We start from the raw sequence: 24,610 nt of genomic DNA on the forward strand, positions 1-24,610 counted from the left end.
GGGCGGCCGATGAGGGCCGCAGCACTGGGATGACCGCAGTGTAACCGAACAACTTTTACGAGACATAGGGTCATCATGCGACCGAATGGTCTACCATAGTCACTCACTAACCTGCCATGCGCACAGCACCACGACGCGACTGCTGGCCGAAGGTCATGACGCAGTTACGTCCCGCGCCTTTGGCGCTATACAGCGCCTGGTCGGCCGACTTGAGCACTTCATCGGGGTTGCGGTGCTCGGCCTGGCGCTCGGCCACGCCGATGCTGATAGTCACCGACACCGTGGTGTTTGCGCCGCCCCCGCGACGCTGGCGACCGGTTGAGTCATCCTGCGGCCGGCTGTTCTGGTCACGCAGTTGGATCGCATAGTTGGCGATCATCTCGCGTACCGCCTCCAGGTGGGGCAAGCATTCTTCGGCAGTCTTGCCGGCAAACACCAAGGCGAACTCTTCGCCACCATAACGGTAGGCGCGACCGCCGCCGGTCACCTTGGACAAGCGGCTTGCAACCAGGCGCAATACCTGGTCGCCGACATCATGACCATGGGTATCGTTGAATTTCTTGAAGTGGTCAACGTCGGTCATGGCGATTACATAGTTGCGCCCCAGGCGTTGCATACGCTCGTTCAAGGCCCGTCGTCCCGGCAGGCCGGTCAACTCATCGCGGAAGGCCATCTGGTAGGCCTCGTGGGACACCGCCGCGGCAATCATCAGCATCACCTGGCTGCACATGATGTTCAGGGTGAAGGGGAGGATGAAAGTCTTGGGCAGCATCCAGAAGATACCCACCAGGCCGATGATCTGTGCGGCATGCAACGGCCTGGGCTCACGCAGGTACTGCGCCACCAACAGGATGAACACCGCCAGGAACAGCGGATAGGCCAACTGGATTAGGCTCATCCACTGGCCATGCAACGAGGGCCAGCGGATCTCGGCCAGCCAGCCAAGTAGCGCCTCGGGGAAACTTTGCTCCAGCGCCACGGCCACGCTGCTAACCGCGAACAGCACGGCGAAACGGGCCAGAAGGTCCTGGGCCAGGTGCGTACGTTCCTGCCAGGCGCCATACAGGCCAAACAGCGCCGGCAACAACAGGCAAACCAAGTGGAAGATCACCGCGGCATCGTCACGGACCCGGCCGTTGTCGCGGTAGAAGTCGGTCTGGGTGTCGAGCAGGAAATAGGCGATGTACACCGTGACCATCAGGAACAGCTCACGCTGGCGGCGATACACCGCGCAGTAGGCGCCGCCCAGTAACAGAACCAAGGTGGGCAAAACATTGAACAGCGATGTGAAAAAGACACTGAGGTCCCTCACATAGGCTGCAGCGAGCCCCGCCAGCAGAAGGATCAGCGATGGCAGAAAGTGGCTCGCACGTACAGCGGATAGACGAAACAAGGGTAATCTCCGACCCGGCAGATCAATAATGGCATTGTGCCCCTACTTCATCGGCAGCGCACATGAATAGATGAATTTACGGACGCTTTAACGGCAAGGATGGCGGCCAGCTTGAGACTTTCTCGTAACTGGATGCGACATTGGCCTGTTGGCAAGGCCCATCGCGGGCCTCTGCCTAACTTGTAGGCTTGCCCCGCGACAGGCTCCTGGAGCCAAAATCACAGGCAAAAAAAACCGCCTGCCGGTAACGGCAGGCGGTTTCGTGCAACCGTCTGGGCTTAGATGGACAGACCGAAGTCTTCTTCCTTCATCGCCATCAGGTTGTCGGCGCCGGACAGAATGGCCGCCACGTGGGTGCGGGTACGCGGCAGGATGCGCTGGAAGTAGAAGCGCGCAGTCTGCAGTTTGGCGGTGTAGAACGCCTCTTCGCTGGTGCCGGCTGCCAGTTTCTCGGCTGCCAAGCGGGCGATGTCGGCCCAGAAGTAGGCCAGGCACGCATAGCCGGAGTACATCAGGTAGTCCACCGAAGCGGCACCCACTTCCTCGCGGTCCTTCATCGCGGCCATGCCGATCTTCATGGTCAGCTCGCCCCATTCCTTGTTGATCGCGGCCAGCGGCTCGACGAACTCCTTGGTGGCGGCGTTGCCTTCCTGGGATTGGCAGAACTTGTGAACGATCTTGGTGAAGCCTTTGAGCGCCTCGCCCTGGGTCATCAGCACCTTGCGGCCGAGCAGGTCAAGCGCCTGGATGCCTGTGGTGCCTTCGTACAGCATGGAAATGCGGCTGTCGCGTACGTTTTGCTCCATGCCCCATTCGGCGATGAAGCCATGACCGCCGTAGATCTGCACACCGTGGTTGGCCGACTCGAAACCAACTTCGGTCATGAACGCCTTGGCGATCGGGGTCAGGAAAGCCAACAGCGCGTCGGCCTTCTTGCGCTCTTCCTCATCCTGGCTGTACTTGACGATGTCCACCTGCTTGGCGGTGAAGTAGACCATGGCGCGGTTGCCTTCGGCGAACGCCTTCATGGTCAGCAACATGCGGCGCACGTCCGGGTGGACAATGATCGGGTCAGCGGCTTTATCCGGGGCTTTAGGGCCGGTCAGCGAGCGCATCTGCAGGCGGTCACGGGCATATTTCAGACCACCCTGGAACGCCACCTCGGCGTGGGCCAGGCCTTGCAGCGCGGTGCCCAGGCGAGCGGTGTTCATGAAAGTGAACATGCAGTTCAGGCCCTTGTTGGCGGGGCCGATCAGATAGCCGGTGGCGCTGTCGAAGTTCATCACGCAGGTGGCGTTGCCGTGGATGCCCATCTTGTGCTCAAGCGAGCCGCAGCTCACGCCGTTGCGCTCGCCCGCGCCTCCTTCGGCGTTGGGCAGGAACTTCGGCACGATGAACAGCGAGATACCCTTGGTGCCGGCCGGCGCATCGGGCAGGCGGGCCAGGACGATGTGCACGATGTTGTCGGCCATGTCGTGTTCACCGGCCGAGATGAAGATCTTGGTGCCGGACACTTTGTAGCTACCGTCGGCCTGAGGTTCGGCCTTGGTGCGCAGCATGCCCAAGTCGGTGCCGCAGTGCGGTTCGGTCAGGCACATGGTGCCGGTCCATTCGCCGGACACCAGCTTGGTCAGATAGGTTTCCTGCTGCTCTGGGGTTCCGTGCTCGGAGATGGTGTTCATTGCACCGTGGGAGAGGCCTGGATACATGCCCCACGACCAGTTCGCTTCACCGACCATTTCGCTCAGGGCCAAGCCCAACGATTCTGGCAGGCCCTGACCGCCGTGCTCGACGTCATGGGCCAGGCTCGGCCAGCCGCCTTCGACGAACTGTTGGTAGGCTTCCTTGAAGCCGGTCGGGGTCTTCACGCCCGCCTCGCTCCAGGTGCAGCCTTCCAGGTCGCCGACGCGGTTCAGCGGGGCCAGTACCTCTTCACAGAACTTCGCGCCTTCCTGCAGGATCGCGTCGACCATGTCGGGCGTGGCGTCCTGGCAGCCCGGCAGGCTCTGATAATGCGCCTCATAGCCGAGCAGTTCGTCGCGGACGAAGCGGATATCACGCAAGGGGGCTTTGTAATCAGGCATTGCGATGAACCTCTGTGATGAGTTCGGTAGGGAGACCGCGGGTACCGACCAGCTCTTGGCGGCTTTCGGTCAAACAGTTGTTTGAAACTTACGTTTAGGACGCCTCGCTGTCAAGGTGGGCTAACAATGGCATTTATGCCGCCTAATATGACAATTCGGCCAAACACCCTCAAACGTATCGCGGGGCAAGCCCGCTCCCACGAATGGAAGCGGGCTTGCCCCGCGAAGTAAGCGAATGTGGTTCAGCGAGTCAGGCGTAGGTGTCGATGAATCGGCCGAGCATTTCATCGGAAGCCTTGGCGACTTTGGCACCCAGTTCGACTTCGTGCTTGCCCAGGGCCAGTTGCACGGTGCTGGTGGCCAGATCCATCTGTTGGCTGCGGTCAACGCTGCGCAGACGCTCTGCCTGGTAGTCGCTGGACTGCCCGCTGGTGCCACGCTCGACGGCGCCGCTGGCGATCTGCTGGGCGGCCTGATCGACCCGGTTCTGCCCGTTCTGGATGGCACCCAGGCCCGCGTAGAAGGCGGAACTCGCATTGATTTCCATGTCAGGACTCCATGACGCTGGATGATGAACAGACCTTATTAAAGCAGCAGACCGGGAAAAAGGCCCGTTTAAATCCCTAATAGCCTAGTGCCAGCTGATAGGCAAAGGCCTAATCCAGCAGGTCCAGGTGCAAATGCTCCGCCACCGCAGCGGCGCTCGCTTGTTTCAACCAGGGTATGCGCCCCAGGCATGGCGCGGGCAGCCGCTCAGCTAGGCTCGACAGGTTCTCCTCCAGGCGCGATGTCCGCGGATCGACGATGTTCGCCACCCAACCGGCCAGTTGCAGGCCGTCGCGGGCGATGGCTTCGGCGCTGAGCAAGGCGTGGTTGATACATCCCAACCGCACCCCTACCACCAGGATTACCGGCAGTTTCAGGGCAATGGCCAGGTCTGACAGGTTGGCATGGTCGGACAACGGCACCCGCCAGCCGCCGGCCCCTTCGATCAAGGTGAAGTCGGCGTGCTGCGCCAGCACCTGCTGCATCGCATCACGCAGCACCGGTACGCTCAACACCACCCCCGCCTCGTGCGCCGCCACGTGTGGAGCGATGGCCGGCTCAAAAGCGAAAGGATTGACCGCTTCATACGGCATTTTGACCGAGCTTTCATCGATCAACGCCAAGGCATCGCTGTTGCGCAACCCTCTGGGCGTCACCATGCACCCGGATGCCACCGGCTTGGCCGCCAGCGTGCTCAGCCCCGACTGCATCGCCGCATGCAGCAGACCCGCGGCGATGGTGGTCTTGCCGACATCGGTGTCGGTGCCGGCAACAAAATAGGCCTGGCTCATGTCACTGCTCCCCGGCCAGCGGTTTGCGCAAGACGCCATACACCACCTGATAGGTGGCAGGCAGCCCCTGAGGCTGGCGGAACTGTTCATAGGCCTGCAACAGGCCCTGCATCCGCGCGCGTCCGGTCAACCCCGATGGGCGCCCTGGATTGAGGTTGTGCGCACCCAGTGCCTTGAGCTCGTGGGTCAGGCTGCGCACGTCGAGGTAATGCAGTACATGGGGACGTCGCTCCAGGTCGATCAGCTCCAGGCCGCTGTCCCCGCATAGACGCTGGTAATCCTCGAAACGCCGGAAGCGATTGACATGCACCATGCCATCGACGGCTTGCCAGCTGGCACGCAACTCATCGAGGGTGCCCACGCACAAGCTGCTGAATGCCAACACCCCGCCTGGGCGCAGCACCCGTCGTGCCTCACCCAGCACGCTGGCGAACTGGCCGCACCACTGCACCGCCAGGCTGCTGAACAGCAGATCTACACTGCCATCGAGCAACGGCAGACGCTCGGCGTCACCTGCCACATGGTGCCGGGCGCCGCCGTGCTCACGGGCATGGCGCAACATGCCCTCGGCGATGTCCACCGCCACACCATCGGCATCGTTGAAGCACTCGGCCAGGACCCGGCTGAAATGGCCGGTGCCACTGCCCATGTCCAGCCAGCGCGCTGGGGCGAGCCCTGCGGGCAGTTTATCCAGCAGCGCCATGCCTACGGCGCGCTGCAGGGCCGCGACACTGTCGTAGCTGGCCGCGGCGCGGGAAAACGAAGCCGCCACCTGGCGCTTGTCCGGCAGGGCACCGGGCAAGGTGGGCTGGGAAAGATCAGTCATCACCACTCTCATGCAGGAAACTCTTGATGCCCGCCGCCAGCTCCTGCGGGTACTCCAGCAGGAAGGCGTGGGAACTGTCTTCGACCAGGCCGACTTCCACGTCAGGCAACAGGTCGCTCAGGGCCTTGGCAGCCTCCACCGGTACCAGCGCGTCACTACCGGCGAACAGGTGCAACTGCGGGCCGCCGTATTGCTCCAGGGCAGCGCGTGTATCAAGGCTGGCCAGCACCTCCAGCCCAGTGGCCAGGTACAGCGGATCGGTGTCGGGCACGCCGACGCCCAGCTGGCGCAGCAAGGTGCGCGGTTGCAGCGCGCCGTCGCTGCACAAGGTACGAAAGCGCTTGAGTGTCACCTGGGTATGGCTGCGGCAGCCATCAAGGAAGGTGCCGAAGGTATCCGGCGCCATTCCGTGCGGCCAGTCCGGCCGAACGACGAAACTGGGGTTGCTGGCCAGGGTGAGCAAGCCGCAGCAATGATCGCCGCGCTTGTGCGCCAGGGCGCTGGCAAGCATGCCACCCAGCGACCAGCCGCCCAGCCACACGTCGTTGGGCAGCTTGCGGTCGAGGTAGTCGACCCAGGCCAGCGGGTCGTTGTCAGGCAGATCCGGCAACGGCATCAGTTCGACCTGCAGGCGCGGGTCCTGGGCACGCAGGCTGGCGGCCAGCGGCTCCAGTGAGGCGGTGCCCAGCCCCCAGCCGGGCAGAAGGATCATTCGGTTACGCATCGGCGGACTCCAGCTGTGGATAACACTCGGCCAATGCATTCAACAATAGCTGCACCTGCGCCTCACTGTGGGCAGCGCTCAGGGTCACCCGCAGACGGGCACTGCCGGCGGGTACGGTGGGCGGGCGAATCGCTGTGACCAGCAGGCCGCGTTCGCGCAGCAAGCGGGACAATGCCAGCGCCCGCCCCGCATCGCCGATAAGGATCGGCTGGATTGCAGTGTGGCTATCCATCAGGGTCAGGCCGATCGCCTCGGCCCCGGCACGGAACTGCCGGACCAGCGCGGCCAGGTGCTCACGCCGCCAGCGCTCCCGGCGCAGCAGCTCCAGCGCCTTGAGCGTGGCGCACGCCAATGCCGGCGGCTGGCTGGTGGTGTAGATGTACGGCCGGGCGAACTGCACCAGCGCCTCGATCAGGTCCTCGCTGCCGGCAACGAAGGCGCCGGCGGTACCACAGGCCTTGCCCAGCGTGCCGATCAGCACCGGCACATCATCGACACCCAGACCGAAATGCTCGACCAGGCCGCCGCCGTTGACGCCCAAGGTACCAAAGCCATGGGCATCGTCGACCATCAGCCAAGCGTCGCGGCTGCAGGCGGCATTGGCCAGGGCCGGAAGGTCGGCGCAATCGCCATCCATACTGAACACGCCGTCGGTAACCACCAGGGTATTGCCGGTAGCTTTCTCTAGACGACTGGCCAAGCTGGCCGGGTCGTTGTGCAGGTAGCGGCTGAAACGGGCGCCACTGAGCAGCCCGCCGTCGAGCAGGGAAGCGTGATTGAGGCGGTCCTGCAAGACTGTGTCGCCCTGCCCCACAAGCGCGGTGATAGCCCCCAGGTTGGCCATGTAGCCGGTGGAGAACAGCAATGCCCGGGGCCGCCCGGTCAACTCGGCCAGCGCTTCTTCAACGGCATGGTGCGGCGTGCTGTGGCCGATCACCAGATGCGAGGCACCACCGCCGACACCCCAGCGCTCGGCGCCATCGCGCCAGGCCTTGATCACCTCGGGGTGATTGGCCAGGCCCAGGTAGTCATTGCTGCAGAAGGCCAGCAGCGGCTGGCCATCGACCACCACCTGCGGCCCTTGCGGGCTTTCCAGCAGCGGCCGTTGACGATAGAGGTCCGCGGCACGCCGTTCGGCCAGCCGCGCGGCGAGATCGAAGGCCATGCTCAGGCCGAGGCTGCGTCGTAGAACAGCTCGCTGCTGCGCTGCTCGACCAGCGCCTGCTCGATAGCGGCCTGGTGCACTTCGTCGGCGTGCTCTTCGCGAGCTTCCGGCTGGATACCCAGGCGGGCGAACAGCTGCATGTCCTTGTCAGCCTGCGGGTTGGCCGTGGTCAGCAGCTTCTCGCCGTAGAAGATCGAGTTGGCTCCGGCCATGAATGCCAGGGCCTGCATCTGCTCGTTCATCTGCTCACGGCCTGCCGACAGGCGCACGTGGGACTTGGGCATGAGGATCCGGGCCACGGCAAGCATGCGGATGAAGTCGAACGGATCGACGTCTTCCTCGTCGGCCAGCGGCGTGCCGGCAACCTTGACCAGCATGTTGATCGGCACCGACTCCGGGTGCTCGGGCAGATTGGCCAGCTGGATCAACAGGCCTGCGCGGTCGTCCAGCGACTCGCCCATGCCAAGGATGCCGCCGGAGCAGATCTTCATGCCGGCGTCACGCACGTAGGCCAGGGTCTGCAGGCGGTCGCTGTAGGTACGGGTGGTGATGATGCTGCCGTAGAACTCCGGCGAGGTGTCGAGGTTGTGGTTGTAGTAGTCCAGGCCGGCCTGGGCCAGGGCCTGGGTCTGCTCCTGGTCGAGCTTGCCGAGGGTCATGCAGGTTTCCAGGCCCATGGCCTTGACCCCTTTGACCATCTCCAGCACGTAAGGCATGTCCTTGGCCGAAGGATGCTTCCACGCCGCGCCCATGCAGAAGCGGGTCGAACCGATGGCCTTGGCCCGGGCGGCCTCCTCCAGCACCTTCTGCACTTCCATCAGCTTCTGTTTTTCCAGCCCGGTGTTGTAGTGGCCGGACTGCGGACAATATTTGCAATCTTCCGGGCAGGCGCCGGTCTTGATCGACAGCAGCGTGGAGACCTGCACACGGTTGGGGTCGAAATGCGCGCGGTGCATGGTCTGGGCCTGGAACAGCAGGTCATTGAACGGCTGCTGGAACAGTGCCTTGACCTCGGCCAGGGACCAGTCGTGACGGGTTGTTGCAATTGCGCTAGCGCTCATCGGCGTTTCCTTATCTATGGTCTGACTGACGCCGGGACAGGAAAACCTTCCAGCGCATCACGGATAGCTCGCATAGTCACGGAAGGCCCATGAACTGTCAACCAATCAAGAACATACTGGTTTACATCTGTACAAATATCGATCAACCCTGTTTGCTCTGCGACGAGCCCGCAGGGCAGCCCTATTCCCTGTGCCTCGCCTGCGAACAGGCGCTGCCCTGGCTGCAAGAGCAATGCCGCCGATGCGCGCTGCCACTGGCCTTGGACGACCTTCTCTGTGGCAGCTGCAGCCGCCACCCACCGGCATTCAAACGGGTAATCGCGCCCTGGCATTACGGCTTTCCCGTCGACACCCTGATAAGCCGCTTCAAGCACAACAGCCAGTGGCCCTTGGGGCGGTTACTGGCCCAATTGCTCGGCCAGAGCCTGAACCAGCACTATTACGAAGGCTTGCCACGGCCTGACTGCTTGTTGCCCGTTCCCCTGGCCGGACGACGACTGCGCCAGCGCGGCTTCAACCAGGCAGCGATGCTCGCCCGCTGGCTGGGCAGACAATTGCGCCTGCCCTGCGACGAGCACCTGCTGCAGCGGGTGCGTGATACAACGGCGCAACAGGCGCTCGGCGCCAAGGCCCGGCAACGCAACCTGCGGCAGGCTTTCGCCCTCATCCCCGGCAGGGAACTGCAAGGCCTGCACCTGGCGCTGGTCGACGACGTGCTGACCACCGGGGCGACCGCGCAGACCATCGCCCGGTTGCTGCGCAAAGCCGGTGCCCGGCGGGTGGACATCTACTGCCTGGCACGCACACCGCGCCCGGGGCAGGCTTGACTTGCCCCTGTGGCGGCGGCAACGTCGCAGGACCTACACCACGCCTGATGTCCGCCCATGTCCCTACCCGCCTTGCTCGCCCAGCACATCACCCGCCGCCCACAGCGCATCGCCCTGCTGCAACATGTCGCCGAGCAAGGGTCCATCACCCGCGCCGCCAAGGCTGCCGGTATCAGCTACAAGGCCGCCTGGGATGCCATCGACGAACTCAATAACCTGGCGGCGCAGCCGCTGGTGGAGCGCAGCACTGGGGGTCGGGGGGGCGGTGGTGCCCGGCTGTCCGCCGAAGGCGAACGCATCCTGCGCCTGTACCAGCGGCTGCAGGCGTTGCAGGCAGAGATCCTGGAATCCGCCGAGGACAGCAACGACCTCGCGTTGCTCGGCCGGCTGATGCTGCGCACCAGTGCGCGCAACCAGTTGCAAGGGCGGATCAGCGGGCTGCGCCGCGAAGGCCGGCATGACCGCATCAGCCTGGACTTGGGCGGCGGTCTGGAGATCGAGGCCTTGATCACCCGGGGCAGTACCGAGCGCCTGGAACTGGCGCTGGGCGGCACCGTCGTGGCATTGCTGAAGGCGGGGTGGGTACAGTTGCTGGGGCCGGACGAACTGGCGGCGCAAGGCAGCAATTGCCTGCAGGCCAAGGTCGAGGAGCTTGTCGGTGAGCAGGACGGTCCCGTCGAGGTGCGCCTGGCGCTGGGTAACGGACAGACTTTGTGCGCTTTCGCCGAGGCTGACTGGCTGGCGCAGTATCAAGTCGTGCCGCAGAGCATGATGCGGGTGCAGTTCCATCCGTCGTTCGTGTTGCTGGGGGTGCCAGTCTAACCGTATACGACAAGGGCGGGGCCTGCCACGTGATTGGGGTAACATGCAGCCACGCCGTTCCCGCGCCTGGAGCCTTTCATGTCCCACCCCTTCGACACCCTCACCCCCGACCTCGTGCTGGACGCCGTGGAAAGCCTGGGCTTTCTCAGCGATGCGCGGGTGCTGGCGCTCAACAGCTACGAAAACCGTGTCTATCAGGTGGGCATCGAGGGGGAACAACCGCTAATCGCCAAGTTCTACCGCCCTGGGCGCTGGAGCGATGCGGCAATCCTCGAAGAACACGCCTTCACCGCCGAGCTGGCGGAGTGCGAAGTGCCCGTGGTGGCTCCGCTGCTGCACGAGGGTCGCTCCCTGTTCGAGCACCAGGGGTTTCGCTTTGCCCTGTTCCCGCGCCGTGGCGGCCATGCTCCGGAGCCGGGCAACCTCGACCAGCTGTATCGCCTGGGTCAGTTACTCGGGCGTTTGCATGCCGTGGCGGCCATCCGGCCATTCGAACACCGTGAACAGCTGACTGTGGACAACTTTGGCCATGCTTCGCTCAACACCCTGCTGGACGGGGGCTTCGTTCCTCGCGAGCTGCTGCAGGCCTTCGAATCCGTGGCCCGCGACCTGCTCAAGCGGGTCGAGGATATCTACGCCCGCACCCCGCACCAGCGGATCCGCCTGCACGGCGACCTGCACCCCGGCAACCTGATGCACCGCGACGACGTCTACCATGTGGTCGACCTCGACGACTGCCGCATGGGCCCGGCGGTGCAGGACCTGTGGATGATGCTTGCCGGCAGCCGCGAGGAGCGCCTCGGCCAACTGGCCGAGCTGATCGACGGTTACAACGAGTTCCACGATTTCGACCCGCGCGAGCTTGCCCTGATCGAGCCACTGCGCGCCCTGCGCCAGCTGCACTACAGCGCCTGGCTGGCACGGCGCTGGGATGACCCGGCGTTCCCGCCGAGCTTCCCGTGGTTCGGCCAGCCGCGTTACTGGGGCGACCAGATCCTTGCCCTGCGCGAACAGATGGCCGCGCTGGATGAACAACCGTTGAAATTGTTCTAGAAGCGCGCCGCGCTCTGTCTACAATAGGCGTCGCTTTATTTAGCTACCTAAGCAAGGATTCTGCATGCACGCCGCAAACCCGCGTCGCGGGTATATTCTGGGCCTTGGCGCCTACATCATCTGGGGCCTGTTCCCCCTGTACTTCAAAGCGATCCAGAGCGTCCCGGCGGTGGAGATCATCGTCCATCGGGTGCTTTGGTCGGCGCTGTTCGGCTCGCTCCTGCTGCTGGTATGGAAACACCCCGGCTGGTGGCGCGAACTGCGCGACAACCCCAGGCGCCTGGCCATTCTGGCCCTGAGCGGCACGCTGATCGCAGGCAACTGGCTGACCTATGTATGGGCGGTGAACAACGGGCGCATGCTCGAAGCAAGCCTGGGCTACTACATCAACCCGCTGATCAACGTACTACTGGGCATGTTGCTGCTCGGTGAGCGCCTGCGCCGCCTGCAATGGCTGGCAGTGGGCCTGGCGGCCCTGGGCGTGGCGCAACAGGTCTGGCAGGTCGGCAGCCTGCCCTGGGTATCGTTGGCGCTGGCCCTGTCGTTCGGCTTCTACGGCCTCATCCGCAAGCAGGCGCCGGTAGCGGCGCTGCCCGGTCTGGTGGTCGAGACCTGGATGCTGGTACCCCTGGCGATCGGCTGGCTGCTGCTGCACCCGACGGCCAACAGCGCCAGCCTGGCGTTTTTGAATAGAAGCGAGGCCCTGTGGCTGATCGCCGCCGGCCCGGTCACCCTGATACCCCTGGTGTGCTTCAACGCCGCCGCGCGCCACCTGCCCTACACCACCCTGGGCTTCCTGCAGTACCTGGCGCCGACCTTGGTGCTGCTGCAAGCGGTGTGGCTGTTCGATGAGCACCTGACCTCCAGCAACCTGCTGGCGTTCGCGTGCATCTGGGCGGGGCTGGCGGTGTACAGCGTCGATGCCTGGCTGAGTTTGCGCAAGCGCGCCTGATCAATTAATAATCAAACAGCTACACGCCACGAAATTCGTGGCCTGTAGCGAGGTCTCCAGAGGTTATCCACACCCTCGTCCCCGTGGTTTGTGCACAAGCGACTGATTACTGAGTGTTTTTTGCTCAATGCTGGCTAACCAGCGTGGTTATTGGGCTGTAGCGGTACGCCCCCAGGTTATCCACAGGGGCGTCCCCGTTAAATCGGGATAACCGTGGGAGCCGTCTTGCCCCGCGATTGCCCGCTATGGCTATCAATCCTCCGACCGTAACTTCAACTCCACCATCAGATCATCCGCCAGGCTCTCCAACCTTGCCTGCAAATCATCCAGCGACAGGGTCAACGGCAGCGCCAGCAGCGCATCGGCCTGGAACAACGGCTCGCTGCTCATCGGCGCCGGGCGCACCTCGGTGCTAAGACGCTCCACGTTCACCCCAAGCTCTGCCAGCAAGCGGGTAATGTCGCGAACGATGCCGGGCCTGTCGTTGCCCACCAGCTCCATCGCGATCGGTTTCCAGGTGCAGGACGGTTCTATGCCGCTTTCGGCGATCAACACGCGAATGCCGTGGTCGCCCAGTTTCTGCAACGACTCGACCAGTTCGGCGTAGTTCTCCGCCGGTACCGCCACCCGCAAGATCCCGGCGAACTGGCCGGCCATGCGTGACATGCGGCTTTCCAGCCAGTTGCCGTTGTGATCGGCGATGCACTGGGCGATACGTTCTACCTGCCCGGCCTTGTCAGGGGCAATCACGGTCAGTACAAGATGGTCCACGGGGCCACTCCTTCATTGCTCTGCAAGCGCCGCCGCAGATGGGGGCGATACGGGGATCAAATCAGTATAGGCAAGGCGCGGCAACCTGCCGCAGGACAGTCAAGGCAACTAATCGTGTACTGTTTCAAGATTTATCTGGAACAATCCACCTGTTTTTTGCGAACATATCGTCTCCCAGCGTGACCCCATGCGACCAATCGGTCGCAGAGCGACGCTTTTAGTCTGATGTTTACCTGCCTGCTGCTTCATGTAGTATGCATCGGCGCGGACTACAAAAACGTCGTTTCGATGTCTGCCAAGGCGCCTGTGAAAATACGCCAACCGCCCGCCGGCCCGTCTGGCGAGCCGCACCCAGCCGCCCCGGATCACGCGGGCATGCACTGGTGCCGTGTTTAGAGAAGCGCTACAGGCTTAATACAGAAGAGCGAAAGCGAAATAGCTGAGCAGAGGTGAGGCAAGCAATGACTGGATACGTTCAAGTCGGTGGCCTTCAGGTCGCCAAGGCCCTGTACGACTTCGTCAACGACGAAGCGATCCCTGGAACCGGCATCAAGGCCGATGCGTTCTGGGCCGGGGCGGCAGAGATCATTAAAGACCTCGCTCCGAAGAACAAAGCCCTGCTCGCCAAGCGCGACGAGCTGCAAGCCAGGATCGACGCCTGGCACCAGGCCCGCAAAGGCCAGGCCCACGACGCCGTGGCCTACAAGGCGTTCCTCGAGGAAATCGGCTACCTGCTGCCAGCCGTCGAGGACTTCCAGGCCACCACCCAGAACGTCGATGAAGAGATCGCGGTCATGGCCGGCCCGCAGCTGGTGGTGCCGGTGATGAACGCCCGCTTCGCCCTGAACGCCGCCAACGCCCGTTGGGGCTCGCTGTATGATGCGCTGTACGGCACCGATGCCATCAGCGAGGAAGGCGGCGCTGAAAAAGGCCAGGGCTACAACAAGGTCCGTGGCGACAAGGTGATCGCTTTCGGCCGCGCCTTCCTCGACCAGGCCGCGCCACTGGCCGCCGGCTCCCATGTCGACTCCACCGCCTACCGCATCGAAGGCGGCAAGCTGGTAGTCGCGCTCAAAGGCGGCAGCAACAGCGGGCTGCGTGACGATGCCCAGCTGATCGGTTTCCACGGCGATGCCGCTGCGCCGACCGCGGTGCTGCTCAAGCACAACGGCCTGCACTTCGAGATCCAGGTCGACGCCAGCACCCCTGTCGGCAGCACCGACGCCGCCGGACTGAAAGACATCCTGATGGAATCGGCACTGACCACCATCATGGACTGCGAAGACTCGGTCGCCGCCGTCGACGCCGACGACAAAGTGATCGTCTACCGCAACTGGCTGGGCCTGATGAAAGGCGACCTGGCTGAAAGCGTGAGCAAAGGCGGCAAGACCTTCACCCGCACCATGAACCCGGATCGCGAATACGCCGCGCCCAATGGCGGCAGCGTGACCCTGCACGGCCGCTCGCTGCTGTTCGTGCGCAACGTCGGGCACCTGATGACCAACCCGGCGATCCTCGACGCCCAGGGCAACGAAATCCCCGAAGGCATCCAGGACGGCCTGTTCACCAACCTGATCGCCCTGCACAACCTCAACGGCAACACTAGCCGCAAGAACACCCGAACCGGCAGCGTCTACATCGTCAAGCCGAAGATGCATGGCCCTGAAGAGGTGGCGTTCGCCGCCGAGATCTTCAGCCGCGTCGAAGATCTGCTCGGGATGAAACGCAACACCGTCAAGGTCGGCATCATGGACGAGGAGCGCCGTACCACGGTCAACCTCAAGGCCTGCATCAAGGCCGCGGCCGAGCGCGTGGTGTTCATCAACACCGGCTTCCTCGACCGCACCGGTGACGAGATCCACACCTCCATGGAAGCCGGCGCCGTGGTGCGCAAGGGCGCCATGAAGAACGAGAAGTGGATCGGCGCCTACGAAAACAACAACGTCGATGTCGGCCTTGCCACCGGACTTCAGGGCCGCGCGCAGATCGGCAAGGGCATGTGGGCCATGCCCGACCTGATGGCCGCCATGCTCGAGCAGAAGATCGCCCACCCGCTGGCCGGCGCCAACACCGCCTGGGTACCGTCGCCGACCGCCGCCACCCTGCACGCCCTGCACTATCACAAGGTCGATGTGCAGGCCCGTCAGCGCGAGCTGGCTTCGCGCACCCCAGCTTCGGTCGACGATATCCTCACCATCCCGCTGGCGGCCAACACCAACTGGTCGGCCGAAGAGATCCGCAACGAGCTGGACAACAACGCCCAGGGCATCCTCGGCTACGTGGTGCGCTGGATCGACCAGGGCGTGGGCTGTTCGAAAGTGCCGGACATCAACGATGTCGGCCTGATGGAAGACCGTGCCACCCTGCGGATTTCGGCCCAGCTGCTGGCCAACTGGCTACGCCATGGCGTAGTCACCCAGGAGCAGGTGCTGGAAAGCCTCAAGCGCATGGCCGCGGTGGTGGACAAGCAGAACGCCGGTGACGCCCTGTACCGCCCGATGGCGCCGAACTTCGATGACAACATCGCGTTCCAGGCGGCGATCGAGCTGGTGATCGAGGGTGCCAAGCAACCGAACGGCTACACCGAGCCGGTCCTGCACCGTCGTCGTCGCGAGTTCAAGGCGCGCAACGGGCTGTAAGCCGCCAGTAACACATCGCGGGGCAAGTCGCATCGGAGCATCGATGCGACTTGCCCCGCGATCGTTTTCAGCCCTGATCCATCCTCAGTTCGCGGCGCACCAGCTCCAGCAACTTGCCCAGGTCCACCGGCTTGAGCAGAAAATCCACCACCCCCAGGTGCATCACGTCCACCGCCTCCTTCACATCGGTGTCGCCCGACACCACGATGATCGACAGCGCCGCCCGCTCGGACTCGCGAACCTGGCGAATCAGCTCCAGGCCATCCTTCGGCTCCATGCGCAGGTCGGTGATCATCAGCGCGATCCGTGGTTCGTAATGCAGCTTCAACATCGCTTCCTGCACACCGTCTGCCGTCATGCAGGCGATGCCTCGGCTCTTCAGGTACAGGCTCAGCGCCTCGCTGTTCACCGGATTGTCGTCCACCACCAGTACCACGGGACGAGCCGCGACAGGCGCACTCACCCCGGCCAGTGCCTCGCGCTCGGCGTCACTCAGTATGTCTTCATGCTCGGCCATGGCCCATCTCGTCAAAAAAATCTCGTTCACAGCTTAGGACCGCGAAATTTACATAGCCCGGTTCGCCTTTCGTCGGATCCTTGACAGCCTCGCTCTAGACTTACGTCCAATGGGCACCACAGTACGGCCAGCCGACCATGGGGGCCGAGAACAACAAAGCCGACCCCTATAGATAGATATATATAGTTCGGCGTAGCGATACGGTCAGCTTCATGAGCAAAAAGGACGCCTATACCCAGGCCGGCAGGACAGCGGTACTGCAAAACATCCAGGGCACCCTGCAGTTCCTGCAGCGTTTCCCGCCGTTCAACCAGATGGAACACAGCCACCTGGCCTACCTGGTGGAACAGTGCCAGCTGCGCTTCTACGCGGGCGGCGAAAGCATCATCACGCCGGCAGAGGGCCCGGTCGAGCACTTCTATATCGTCAAGCAGGGGCGCGTGGTCGGCGAACGTCACCATGTCACCAGGCCAGGCACCGAGACCACCTTCGAGATCACCAGCGGTGAATGCTTCCCGCTGGCGGCTTTGCTCGGCGAGCGGGCCACCCGCACCGAGCACCTGGCCGGCGAAGACACCTTCTGCCTGCAACTGGACAAGGCCGCGTTCATTCGTGTGTTTTCCATGTCCGAGGTGTTCCGCGACTTCGCCCTGCGCGGCGTCAGCAGCCTGCTCGACCAGGTCAACCAGCAAGTGCGCCAGCGCGCCGTGGAAACCCTGGGCACGCAGTACTCGCTTAACACACCGCTGGGCGAACTGGCGCTGCGCCACCCGGTGGTGTGCACGCCAGACCTGGCACTGCGCGAAGCCGTGCGCCTGATGCACGAGCAACAGGTCGGCAGCATCGTGATCATCGATGAGCAGCGCCACCCCATCGGCATCTTCACTCTGCGCGACCTGCGCCAGGTGGTGGCCGACGCCAGCGCCGAACTGACCGCGCCCATCGAGCGCTACATGACCGCCAAACCGTTCTACCTGAGCCCACAGGCCAGTGCGTTCGACGCCGCCATGGCGATGACCGAACGCCACATCGCCCACGTCTGCCTGGTGGACAACCAGCGCCTGTGCGGGGTGATTTCCGAGCGCGACCTGTTCTCTCTGCAACGCGTCGACCTGGTACACCTGGCCCGCACCATCCGCCATGCACCGCGGCTGGACAGCCTGGTGTCACTGCGCGGCGAAATCGGCCAGTTGGTCGAACGCATGCTCGCCCACGGCGCGTCCTCGACGCAGATTACCCAGATCATCACCCTGCTCAACGACCACACTGTATGCCGGATGATCGAACTGGCCATCGCCGAGCGCGGCGACCCCGGCGTGCCGTTCAGCTGGTTGTGCTTCGGCAGCGAGGGCCGCCGCGAGCAGACCCTGCACACCGACCAGGACAACGGCATTCTTTTCGAGGCCCGTGACGGCGCCGAAGCCGAGGCGATCCGCGCACGCTTGCTGCCGTTGGCCCAGCATATCAACCACAACCTGGCCCAGTGCGGCTTCACCCTGTGCAAGGGCAACGTGATGGCCGGCAACCCCGAGCTGTGCCTGTCGCGTGGCGAGTGGGCGCGGCGCTTCGCCGGCTTCGTACGCGAAGCCAGCCCCGAGAACCTGCTGCGCTCGAGCATCTATTTCGACCTGCGCGTGGTCTGGGGCGACGAGCAAGGCTGCGAGCAACTGCGCCAGGGCCTGCTGGAGCAGGTCGCGGACAACCGCATCTTCCAGCGCATGCTGGCCGACAACGCCCTGCGCCAGCGTCCGCCGGTCGGGCGCCTGCGCGAGTTCGTGCTGACCCGCCAGGGTGACGACAAGGCCGCCACCCTCGACCTCAAGGTGCAAGGCCTGACCCCGTTCGTCGATGGCGCTCGGCTGCTGGCCCTAGCCCATGGCATAACGGCCTGCAACACCCTCGAACGGCTGCGTCAGCTGATTACTAAGGGGGTAATCGACCCGCTCGACGGCGCCGCCTATGAAGAGGCCTACCACTTCATCCAGCAGACCCGCATGCAGCAGCACCAGCGCCAGAGCCGCGAGAACATGCCTTACTCCAACCGGCTCGACCCCGACAGCCTCAACCACCTGGATCGGCGCATCCTGCGCGAGTCCCTGCGCCAGGCCCAGCGCCTGCAGAGCAGCCTGGCCCTGCGGTACCAGTTGTGAACCTGTTCGCCTGGTTGCGCCCCACAGCACCCGAACTCGATGCGGCGCTGCAGCGGCGCCTGGACGCGCTGCCCGGCCCTGCTCCCCTGGGCGTGTGCTCCCTGCGCGAACAGCGCTGGGTGGTGCTGGACCTGGAGACCAGCGGCCTGAATCTCAATCGCGACCAGGTGCTGTCGATCGGCGCGGTGGCCATCGAGGACGGTGCCATCGACCTCGGCCGGCCGTTCGAACGGACCCTGCGCCGCCCCGAACAGAAGACCAACGCCAGCGTGCTGATCCACGGCCTGGGCCCCAGCGCCCTGGCCGCCGGCTGCGAACCGGTCGAAGCCCTGCTCGACCTGATGACGTTCATTGGCGACAGTCCGGTACTGGCGTTCCATGCCCCGTTCGACCAGCGTATGCTGGCCCGGGCGTTGAAGGACAGCCTGGGCCTGCGCCTGCAGCATCCGTTTCTCGACGTGGCGGAGCTGGCGCCGATGCTCAACCCCGACACCGTGCTGCGCGAGGCCGGGCTGGACGACTGGATCGCCCGTTTCGGTCTCGAAGTCCAGGCCCGCCACCATGCCAGCGCCGATGCCCAGGTGACCGCGGAACTCGCGTTGATCCTGTTCAGCCAGGCGCGCCGCCAGCAACTGGACAGCCCGCTGCAGCTGGAGCAGCGGGTGCGCCAGTGGCGACGACGCAAGGCGCAGCACCACGGCCTCTGACTTTTATCGCGCTCCCCTCACATGCTGGCAATCCGATAAGCGTCAATTGCGCCCTCCCCCCTGCCTCTGCCACAATCGCGAATAATTATCGTTAGTTAACGCATTCTTTCCCGGGGAACGCTTCTTGACGTCTGCGCACAGTCCACATGCCGAACTGGTCGGAGCGCTGTACCGCGACCATCGCACCTGGCTGCTGGCTTGGCTGCAGCGCAGCACCGCCTGCCGCCAGCGTGCCGAGGACCTGAGCCAGGACACCTTTGTGCGCCTGCTCGGCCGCGAGCGCTTGGACGCCCCTCGCGAACCGCGCGCCTTTCTGGTCGCCGTGGCCAAGGGCCTGTTGTTCGACCACTTCCGTCGTGCCGCCCTCGAGCAGGCCTACCTCGCGGAACTGGCGCTGCTGCCCGAAGCCGAGCACCCGTCACCGGAACAGCAACACCTGATCCTCGAAGACCTCAAGGCCATCGATCGCTTGCTGGGCAAGCTGTCGAGCAAGGCCCGGGCAGCCTTCCTGTACAACCGCCTGGACGGCCTGGGGCACGCCGAGATCGCCGAGCGCCTCGGGGTGTCGGTCTCGCGCGTGCGCCAGTACATCGCCCAAGGCCTGCGCCAGTGCTATGTCGCTCTTTACGGTGAGCCGACATGAGGCATGCCCCGGTTTCCAGCAAGGTGCTGGAAGCGGCCATCGCCTGGAAGCTGTGCCTCGACGAAGGTAGCGGTACCCCGGACGAACGCAGCGAGTTCACGCGCTGGCATGCCGCCCACGAGGAGCACGCCCGCGCCTGGCTGCAACTGGGCATGCTCGACCAGCGCGTCAACGCTGCCGCCGGACCGGTACGCCACGCCCTGCTGCAATCCCGGGCCGGGTTGCGCCAGCGCCTGGGCGGCCTGGCCGGCATGCTGCTACTCGGCGGTCTGCTGGCCTGGGCTGGCGCACCGTCACTGTCGCCCACCTACTGGCTGGCCGACCAAAGCACCAGCACCGGCGAGTTGCGTACCCTGCGCCTGGAAGACGGAACCCTGCTCAGCCTCAACAGCCAGACCGCGGTGGACATCGACTTCCAGGGCGAACAACGGCTGATCGTCCTGCACCAGGGCGAGATCTCGGTGGAAACCGGCCACAAGGACAGCCGCCCGTTGCTGGTGCGCACCGAGGAAGGTCGCCTACGCCCGCTGGGCACCCGCTTCCTGGTCAAGCGCGAGAAGGCCGGCACACGCCTGGAGGTGCTGCAGGCATCGGTAGCCGCCAAACCCCAGCACAGCGGCGACGAGCAGGTGCTGCGCGAAGGCCAGCAAGTGCTGATGAGCGCCGACGGCCTGGGCAGTGTCAGCCCCGTGGCGGTCGGCAGCGACGCCTGGACCCGTGGCATGCTGGTGGTGGACAACGTGCGCCTGGCCGACCTGGTGGCCACCCTCGGCCAGTACCGCAGCGGCCACCTGGGCGTCAGCGACGCAGTGGCCGAGCTGCGCGTGAGCGGCAGTTTCCCGCTGACCGACACCGACCTGGCCCTGGCCTCGCTGCAACCGGTGCTGCCGGTGAAGATCGAACGGCATACGCCGTGGTGGGTCACCGTTACCGCCAAATAGCCCCAGCCAGACCGCCCTTTGGCAGCCGGCTTGCCGCCTCCCAAAGGGTTTTGCAAATCAGTCGTATTTTTTTTCACGCCCCCCTGTCACTTTTCCACTCTCGCTCGGCAAGGAAGCAGTCAGCACTATTTCGTCGAGGAGCCGCTGAATGTCCCGTGCCGTTGATGCTTTGCTTCGCCCCAGCCTGATGGCCCTGGCCATCGGCCTGGCCACCCCGTTGGCCAGCACCGCCCTGTTCGCCGCCGAACAGTCCGCCATGCGTGCCTACAACCTGCCCACCGCACCGCTGGCCAGCACCCTGAACCAGATCGCCAGCCAGGCCGGTATCGCCCTGGCGCTGGATCCGGCGCTGGTCAGTGGGCGCAATTCGGCACCGGTAAGCGGCCAGTACAACGGTATCGGCGCGCTACAGGCAGCCCTGCGTGGTACCGGCCTGCAGTTGCAGCAAAGCAGCGCCGGCAGCTACAGCCTGGTGGCGGAAGGCAGCCTGGCGCTGCCGGAAACCAACATCGATGCCAACAGCAGCTTTGAAAGTGCCTGGGGCCCGGTGGAGGGCTATACCGCCAAGCGCACAGCCGCCGGCACCAAGACCGATACCGCGCTGGTCGAAGTCCCACGCTCCATTTCCATCGCCACCCGCCAGCAGATGAGCGACCGCGGCGTGCAGAGCCTGGATGATGCGGTGAAGTACATGCCCGGCATCGTCTCCGCCAGTTTCGGCAGCGACACCCGCTATGACTGGATGCGCGTGCGCGGCTTCGAGCCGACGCAGTTCCTCGACGGCCTGCCCCTGCCCCGCGGCGTCTATGCCAACGCGAAAGCCGAAACCTGGAACCTCGACCGCCTTGCGCTGCTGCGTGGCCCGGCCTCGTCGGTGTATGGCCAGACCCCGCCCGGCGGCCTGCTGGACATGGTCAGCCGCCGCCCCCAGGCCGAGAGCAGCCACGAGATCCAGCTGCAGTACGGCAGCGACAACCACCGCCAGATCAACTTCGCCAGCACCGGCAAGCTTGATGAGCAGGGCCAGTTCCTCTATGGCGTCAGCGGCGTGGTGCGCGACAGCGGCACCCAGATCGACCATATCGACAACAAACGCTACAACATCGCCCCAAGCTTGACCTGGAACATCGACGAAGACACCTCACTGACGTTCCTCAGCCAGTTCACCCGTGACGATACCGGCGCCACCAGCCAGTTCTATCCGATCCAAGGCACCAAGATCGACATGCCGTTCGGCAAGGTATCCCGCCACAAGAACCTGGGCGACCCGGATTACGAATACTACGACCGCACCTACTACGCGTTGGGCTATGCCTTCGAACATCGTTTCAACGATGTCTGGCAGTTCCGCCAGGACGTGCGCTACACCAAGAGCGAGTTGTCGTTCCAGACGATCACCGTTGGTAGCTACTACCAACCCGGCGGCCCGGTGGACAACGAGGGCAATGCCAGCCGCATGTCCACCAACGTCGATGAGGACATCAGCCAGTTCGCGCTCGACAACAACTTCCAGGCCGACTTCACCACAGGCGATATCAGCCATACCGTGCTGATCGGCCTGGACCACCAGCGCACCGAGTCCGACTTCCTCTCCATCTATGGCTTCAACGTACCGCCCACCAACGTCAACAACCCGGAGTACGGCTTGCCGATCACCCGCCCGGACCGCGCCTCGGCCTATCTGGACTACAACCAGAAAACCGTGCAGACCGGGCTCTACATCCAGGACCAGATGGCGCTCGACAAATGGCGCCTGACCCTGGGCGGGCGTGAGGACTGGGTGCATACCGGCACCACGTTCCTCAACAAGGGCAATGCCACCAATACCCAGCGCGACAAGCAGTTCAGCGGTAACGCGGCACTGAGCTACGTGTTCGATTCAGGCTTTGTTCCCTACCTGTCCTATGCCGAGTCGTTCCAACCAAGCGCCGGCTCGAACGCGGATGTCGAGAAGTCATTCAAACCGACCGAAGGCCAGCAATGGGAGCTGGGTATCAAGTACCAGCCACCTGGCTCCAACACGCTGTTGTCTGCGGCCATGTATGACCTCACCCAGAAAAACGTGACCGTCACCAACAATGTGGGCGGGGTGCCGATCTCCAGCCAGACCGGTGAGGTCAAGGTCCACGGCCTGGAGCTGGAAGCCGTCTCCGACGTCACCGACAACCTGAAAGTGATCGCCGCCTATACCCTGGCCAAGTCCGAAGTCCAAAAAGGGCAGTACAAAGGCAACCGTCTGCAACAGATGCCTAATCAGCAGGCCTCCGTGTGGGCCGACTACACGTGGCATACCGGTGTGCTTGACGGTTTCGGCATTGGCCTGGGCGCGCGTTACACCGGCAACCGCTACGGTGACGAGGCCAACACCTGGCTCGGCAAGAGCAAGGCCTACACAGTGTTCGACGCTGCCGTGCACTACGACCTGGGTCGCCTGGACAACAGCCTCAAGGGGGCCTCGGTGGCGGTCAACGCCAGCAACCTGCTGAACAAGGACTATCTCTCGACCTGCGACGGCTACTACTGCTACTACGGCGACCAGCGCAGTGTCGTCGCCAGCGCCACCTACAAGTTCTGAGTGACCGAAGCCATCGCGGGGCAAGTCGCATCGGCGCACCGCCGCTCCCACGGATGGTGGGAGCGGCGGTGCGCCGATGCGACTTGCCCCGCGATGCGTAAGGAGCCGTGATGAAAAGCCAAACCATCCGCCGCTGGTCAGCGATCCACACCTGGAGCAGCCTGGTGTGCACGCTGTTCCTGCTGCTGCTGGCCCTGACCGGCCTGCCGCTGATTTTCCACCACGAGCTGGAACACCTGCTGGGCGATGCCCCCGAACTGCGCGAGATGCCCGCCGGCACCCCGCATCTAGACCTGCAGCAACTTGTGCTCAAGGCCGAGCAACACCGCCCTGGCGAAGTCATGCAGTACTTCGGCTACGAAGCGGACGAACCCAACGGCGTGGTGGCGATCATGGCCGCCACCGCCGGCACCCACCCGGACCAATCGCACACCTTCATGCTCGATGCGCGCACCGGCGAGGCCGTGGCCATGCCGGCAGCCAACGGCGGTTTCATGATGCTGATGCTGCGTCTGCACGTGGACATGTTCGCCGGGCTGCCCGGCAAATTGTGGCTGGCCTGCATGGGCCTGCTGTTCATCATCGCGATCATCTCCGGCACGGTGCTGTACGCGCCGTTCATGCGCCGCCTGGAGTTCGCCACGGTGCGCCACGACAAATCCCGCCGCCTGCGCTGGCTCGACCTGCACAACCTGATCGGCGTGGTGACCCTGACCTGGGCCCTGGTGGTCGGCGTCACCGGGGTAATCAGCGCCCTGTCCGACCTGGTGATCGCCGCCTGGCGCAATGACAGCCTGGCGGCCATGGTCGCCCCCTACCGCGATTCCCCGCCGCTCACCGAACGCGCCCCGGCCACGCAGTTGCTGAAGATCGCCGAACAGGCCGCGCCAGGCATGCGTCCGGACTTCATCGCCTTCCCCGGCACGCGCTTCTCCAGCGAACACCATTACGCGGTATTCATGAACGGTGCCACGCACCTGACATCCCACCTGTTTACCCCGGTACTCATCGACGCCCGCACCCTGGAAGTGACCGCGGTCGGCGCCCGGCCCTGGTACATGGACGCCATGGGCCTGTCCCAGCCCCTGCATTTTGGTGACTACGGTGGCCGCCCCATGCAGATTCTGTGGGCGGTGCTGGACGTGCTGACCATCGTCGTGCTCGGCAGTGGTCTGTACCTGTGGTGGGGCAAGCAACGCAAAGCCAGGGAGGCACGTGCATGAGCCACAAGTCACAGCCAACCCTGCGGATTTTCGCCTGGCCCCTGCTCATCGGCTTGCTGGCCGCCGCCGGGCTGTTCGCCGCCCTGCTGGGTGATGGGCCCTGGGACGCGCTCGCCTGGCTGGGTCTGGGCGTCCCCGCCGTGCTCGGCGTGCGCAGCCTGTGCGGTCGATAGCCGGATACCACAGGCCGCCCGCAAGGG

At 64.3% G+C, this 24,610-nt stretch carries 21 protein-coding genes and 1 pseudogene; 12 read left to right on the top strand and 10 right to left on the bottom strand.

Features of this window, described 5'->3' with window-relative positions; translation table 11 throughout:
• Positions 1–106: 106 nt before the first annotated feature.
• From C3F42_RS15210 to bioB, 8 genes are all read right to left on the bottom strand, one after another.
• A complete protein-coding gene (locus tag C3F42_RS15210) occupies positions 107–1,393 on the bottom strand; it encodes a diguanylate cyclase (protein WP_094011527.1) in 1,287 nt (428 codons plus the stop codon).
• A gap of 278 nt (positions 1,394–1,671) precedes the next feature.
• Positions 1,672–3,477 (bottom strand): phenylacyl-CoA dehydrogenase, encoded by a 1,806-nt coding sequence (locus C3F42_RS15215; protein ID WP_094011528.1) that lies wholly within the window; start codon positions 3,475–3,477, stop codon positions 1,672–1,674.
• A 250-nt stretch (positions 3,478–3,727) separates the two neighbouring features.
• Entirely contained in the window at positions 3,728–4,024 is a 297-nt protein-coding gene (locus C3F42_RS15220; protein ID WP_038707227.1) for a hypothetical protein, read from the bottom strand.
• Between the two features lie 109 nt (positions 4,025–4,133).
• Positions 4,134–4,814, bottom strand: a complete 681-nt coding sequence (gene bioD, locus C3F42_RS15225; RefSeq protein ID WP_094011529.1) for a dethiobiotin synthase — start codon at positions 4,812–4,814, stop codon at positions 4,134–4,136.
• 1 nt (position 4,815) lies between these two features.
• Positions 4,816–5,640: a malonyl-ACP O-methyltransferase BioC gene (gene bioC, locus C3F42_RS15230; protein WP_038707226.1), complete on the bottom strand. Its 825-nt coding sequence runs from the start codon at positions 5,638–5,640 to the stop codon at positions 4,816–4,818.
• A complete protein-coding gene (locus tag C3F42_RS15235) occupies positions 5,633–6,364 on the bottom strand; it encodes an alpha/beta fold hydrolase (RefSeq protein WP_023633172.1) in 732 nt (243 codons plus the stop codon). Before C3F42_RS15235 ends, bioC begins: the two co-directional genes overlap by 8 nt.
• On the bottom strand, positions 6,357–7,529 hold the full coding sequence (gene bioF, locus C3F42_RS15240; RefSeq protein ID WP_094011530.1) for an 8-amino-7-oxononanoate synthase: 1,173 nt from the start codon (positions 7,527–7,529) through the stop codon (positions 6,357–6,359). The genes C3F42_RS15235 and bioF overlap by 8 nt, the downstream gene beginning before the upstream one ends.
• Positions 7,530–7,531: 2 nt before the next feature.
• Entirely contained in the window at positions 7,532–8,590 is a 1,059-nt protein-coding gene (gene bioB / locus C3F42_RS15245) for a biotin synthase BioB (protein ID WP_094011531.1), read from the bottom strand.
• An 89-nt stretch (positions 8,591–8,679) separates the two neighbouring features.
• Here bioB and C3F42_RS15250 point away from each other — a divergent pair, with 89 nt between their 5' ends.
• The 4 genes from C3F42_RS15250 to rarD all read left to right on the top strand — a co-directional run bounded on the left by C3F42_RS15250 (position 8,680) and on the right by rarD (position 12,244).
• The gene (locus C3F42_RS15250) at positions 8,680–9,417 is read left to right on the top strand and encodes a ComF family protein (RefSeq protein ID WP_094011532.1); all 738 of its coding nucleotides are present in this window, start codon (positions 8,680–8,682) and stop codon (positions 9,415–9,417) included.
• 57 nt (positions 9,418–9,474) lie between these two features.
• Positions 9,475–10,239, top strand: a complete 765-nt coding sequence (locus tag C3F42_RS15255) for a TOBE domain-containing protein (RefSeq protein WP_094011533.1) — start codon at positions 9,475–9,477, stop codon at positions 10,237–10,239.
• A 78-nt stretch (positions 10,240–10,317) separates the two neighbouring features.
• Positions 10,318–11,292 (top strand): serine/threonine protein kinase, encoded by a 975-nt coding sequence (locus C3F42_RS15260; RefSeq protein WP_094011534.1) that lies wholly within the window; start codon positions 10,318–10,320, stop codon positions 11,290–11,292.
• Positions 11,293–11,356: 64 nt separating this feature from the next.
• Entirely contained in the window at positions 11,357–12,244 is an 888-nt protein-coding gene (gene rarD, locus C3F42_RS15265) for an EamA family transporter RarD (RefSeq protein WP_104444587.1), read from the top strand.
• Between the two features lie 252 nt (positions 12,245–12,496).
• Here the strand turns inward: rarD and C3F42_RS15270 are convergent, their stop codons facing one another.
• Positions 12,497–13,015, bottom strand: a complete 519-nt coding sequence (locus tag C3F42_RS15270) for a glycine cleavage system protein R (protein ID WP_023630882.1) — start codon at positions 13,013–13,015, stop codon at positions 12,497–12,499.
• Between the two features lie 461 nt (positions 13,016–13,476).
• Here C3F42_RS15270 and C3F42_RS15275 point away from each other — a divergent pair, with 461 nt between their 5' ends.
• Positions 13,477–15,654 (top strand): malate synthase G, encoded by a 2,178-nt coding sequence (locus C3F42_RS15275; RefSeq protein WP_023630881.1) that lies wholly within the window; start codon positions 13,477–13,479, stop codon positions 15,652–15,654.
• A 67-nt stretch (positions 15,655–15,721) separates the two neighbouring features.
• Here the strand turns inward: C3F42_RS15275 and C3F42_RS15280 are convergent.
• Positions 15,722–16,178: pseudogene (locus C3F42_RS15280) on the bottom strand (response regulator).
• Between the two features lie 205 nt (positions 16,179–16,383).
• Between C3F42_RS15280 and C3F42_RS15285 the strand changes: the two are divergent.
• The 7 genes from C3F42_RS15285 (at position 16,384) to C3F42_RS29635 (ending at position 24,583) form a co-directional block, all read left to right on the top strand.
• Complete coding sequence (locus tag C3F42_RS15285) at positions 16,384–18,321, top strand: putative nucleotidyltransferase substrate binding domain-containing protein (RefSeq protein ID WP_104444588.1); 1,938 nt, start codon at positions 16,384–16,386, stop codon at positions 18,319–18,321.
• A complete protein-coding gene (locus tag C3F42_RS15290) occupies positions 18,318–19,028 on the top strand; it encodes a PolC-type DNA polymerase III (protein WP_094011537.1) in 711 nt (236 codons plus the stop codon). The genes C3F42_RS15285 and C3F42_RS15290 overlap by 4 nt, the downstream gene beginning before the upstream one ends.
• A 124-nt stretch (positions 19,029–19,152) precedes the next feature.
• Positions 19,153–19,671 carry an RNA polymerase sigma factor gene (locus C3F42_RS15295; protein ID WP_038707220.1) on the top strand — a complete coding sequence of 173 codons (519 nt, stop codon included), beginning with the start codon at positions 19,153–19,155 and terminating at the stop codon, positions 19,669–19,671.
• Positions 19,668–20,612, top strand: coding sequence for a FecR domain-containing protein (locus C3F42_RS15300; RefSeq protein ID WP_094011538.1), 945 nt, complete (start codon positions 19,668–19,670; stop codon positions 20,610–20,612). The genes C3F42_RS15295 and C3F42_RS15300 overlap by 4 nt, the downstream gene beginning before the upstream one ends.
• Before the next feature lie 148 nt (positions 20,613–20,760).
• A complete protein-coding gene (locus tag C3F42_RS15305; protein ID WP_104444589.1) occupies positions 20,761–23,187 on the top strand; it encodes a TonB-dependent siderophore receptor in 2,427 nt (808 codons plus the stop codon).
• A gap of 110 nt (positions 23,188–23,297) precedes the next feature.
• Positions 23,298–24,410, top strand: coding sequence for a PepSY domain-containing protein (locus tag C3F42_RS15310; protein WP_104444590.1), 1,113 nt, complete (start codon positions 23,298–23,300; stop codon positions 24,408–24,410).
• On the top strand, positions 24,407–24,583 hold the full coding sequence (locus tag C3F42_RS29635; RefSeq protein WP_177410838.1) for a hypothetical protein: 177 nt from the start codon (positions 24,407–24,409) through the stop codon (positions 24,581–24,583). The genes C3F42_RS15310 and C3F42_RS29635 overlap by 4 nt, the downstream gene beginning before the upstream one ends.
• Positions 24,584–24,610 lie beyond the last annotated feature (27 nt).

The sequence above is a fragment of the Pseudomonas sp. PONIH3 genome, from assembly GCF_002934345.1.
GTDB lineage: Bacteria > Pseudomonadota > Gammaproteobacteria > Pseudomonadales > Pseudomonadaceae > Aquipseudomonas > Aquipseudomonas soli.

What these genes read in the sequence shown, in the direction of transcription:
- C3F42_RS15215 (WP_094011528.1), bottom strand. Translation starts at nt 3,477, where the DNA reads ATGCCTGATTACAAAGCCCCCTTGCGTGATATCCGCTTCGTCCGCGAC.
- C3F42_RS15220 (WP_038707227.1), bottom strand. Translation starts at nt 4,024, where the DNA reads ATGGAAATCAATGCGAGTTCCGCCTTCTACGCGGGCCTGGGTGCCATC.
- bioD (WP_094011529.1), bottom strand. Translation starts at nt 4,814, where the DNA reads ATGAGCCAGGCCTATTTTGTTGCCGGCACCGACACCGATGTCGGCAAG.
- bioC (WP_038707226.1), bottom strand. Translation starts at nt 5,640, where the DNA reads ATGACTGATCTTTCCCAGCCCACCTTGCCCGGTGCCCTGCCGGACAAG.
- C3F42_RS15235 (WP_023633172.1), bottom strand. Translation starts at nt 6,364, where the DNA reads ATGCGTAACCGAATGATCCTTCTGCCCGGCTGGGGGCTGGGCACCGCC.
- bioF (WP_094011530.1), bottom strand. Translation starts at nt 7,529, where the DNA reads ATGGCCTTCGATCTCGCCGCGCGGCTGGCCGAACGGCGTGCCGCGGAC.
- bioB (WP_094011531.1), bottom strand. Translation starts at nt 8,590, where the DNA reads ATGAGCGCTAGCGCAATTGCAACAACCCGTCACGACTGGTCCCTGGCC.
- C3F42_RS15250 (WP_094011532.1), top strand. Translation starts at nt 8,680, where the DNA reads ATGAACTGTCAACCAATCAAGAACATACTGGTTTACATCTGTACAAAT.
- C3F42_RS15255 (WP_094011533.1), top strand. Translation starts at nt 9,475, where the DNA reads ATGTCCCTACCCGCCTTGCTCGCCCAGCACATCACCCGCCGCCCACAG.
- C3F42_RS15260 (WP_094011534.1), top strand. Translation starts at nt 10,318, where the DNA reads ATGTCCCACCCCTTCGACACCCTCACCCCCGACCTCGTGCTGGACGCC.
- rarD (WP_104444587.1), top strand. Translation starts at nt 11,357, where the DNA reads ATGCACGCCGCAAACCCGCGTCGCGGGTATATTCTGGGCCTTGGCGCC.
- C3F42_RS15275 (WP_023630881.1), top strand. Translation starts at nt 13,477, where the DNA reads ATGACTGGATACGTTCAAGTCGGTGGCCTTCAGGTCGCCAAGGCCCTG.
- C3F42_RS15285 (WP_104444588.1), top strand. Translation starts at nt 16,384, where the DNA reads ATGAGCAAAAAGGACGCCTATACCCAGGCCGGCAGGACAGCGGTACTG.
- C3F42_RS15300 (WP_094011538.1), top strand. Translation starts at nt 19,668, where the DNA reads ATGAGGCATGCCCCGGTTTCCAGCAAGGTGCTGGAAGCGGCCATCGCC.
- C3F42_RS15305 (WP_104444589.1), top strand. Translation starts at nt 20,761, where the DNA reads ATGTCCCGTGCCGTTGATGCTTTGCTTCGCCCCAGCCTGATGGCCCTG.
- C3F42_RS15310 (WP_104444590.1), top strand. Translation starts at nt 23,298, where the DNA reads ATGAAAAGCCAAACCATCCGCCGCTGGTCAGCGATCCACACCTGGAGC.
- C3F42_RS29635 (WP_177410838.1), top strand. Translation starts at nt 24,407, where the DNA reads ATGAGCCACAAGTCACAGCCAACCCTGCGGATTTTCGCCTGGCCCCTG.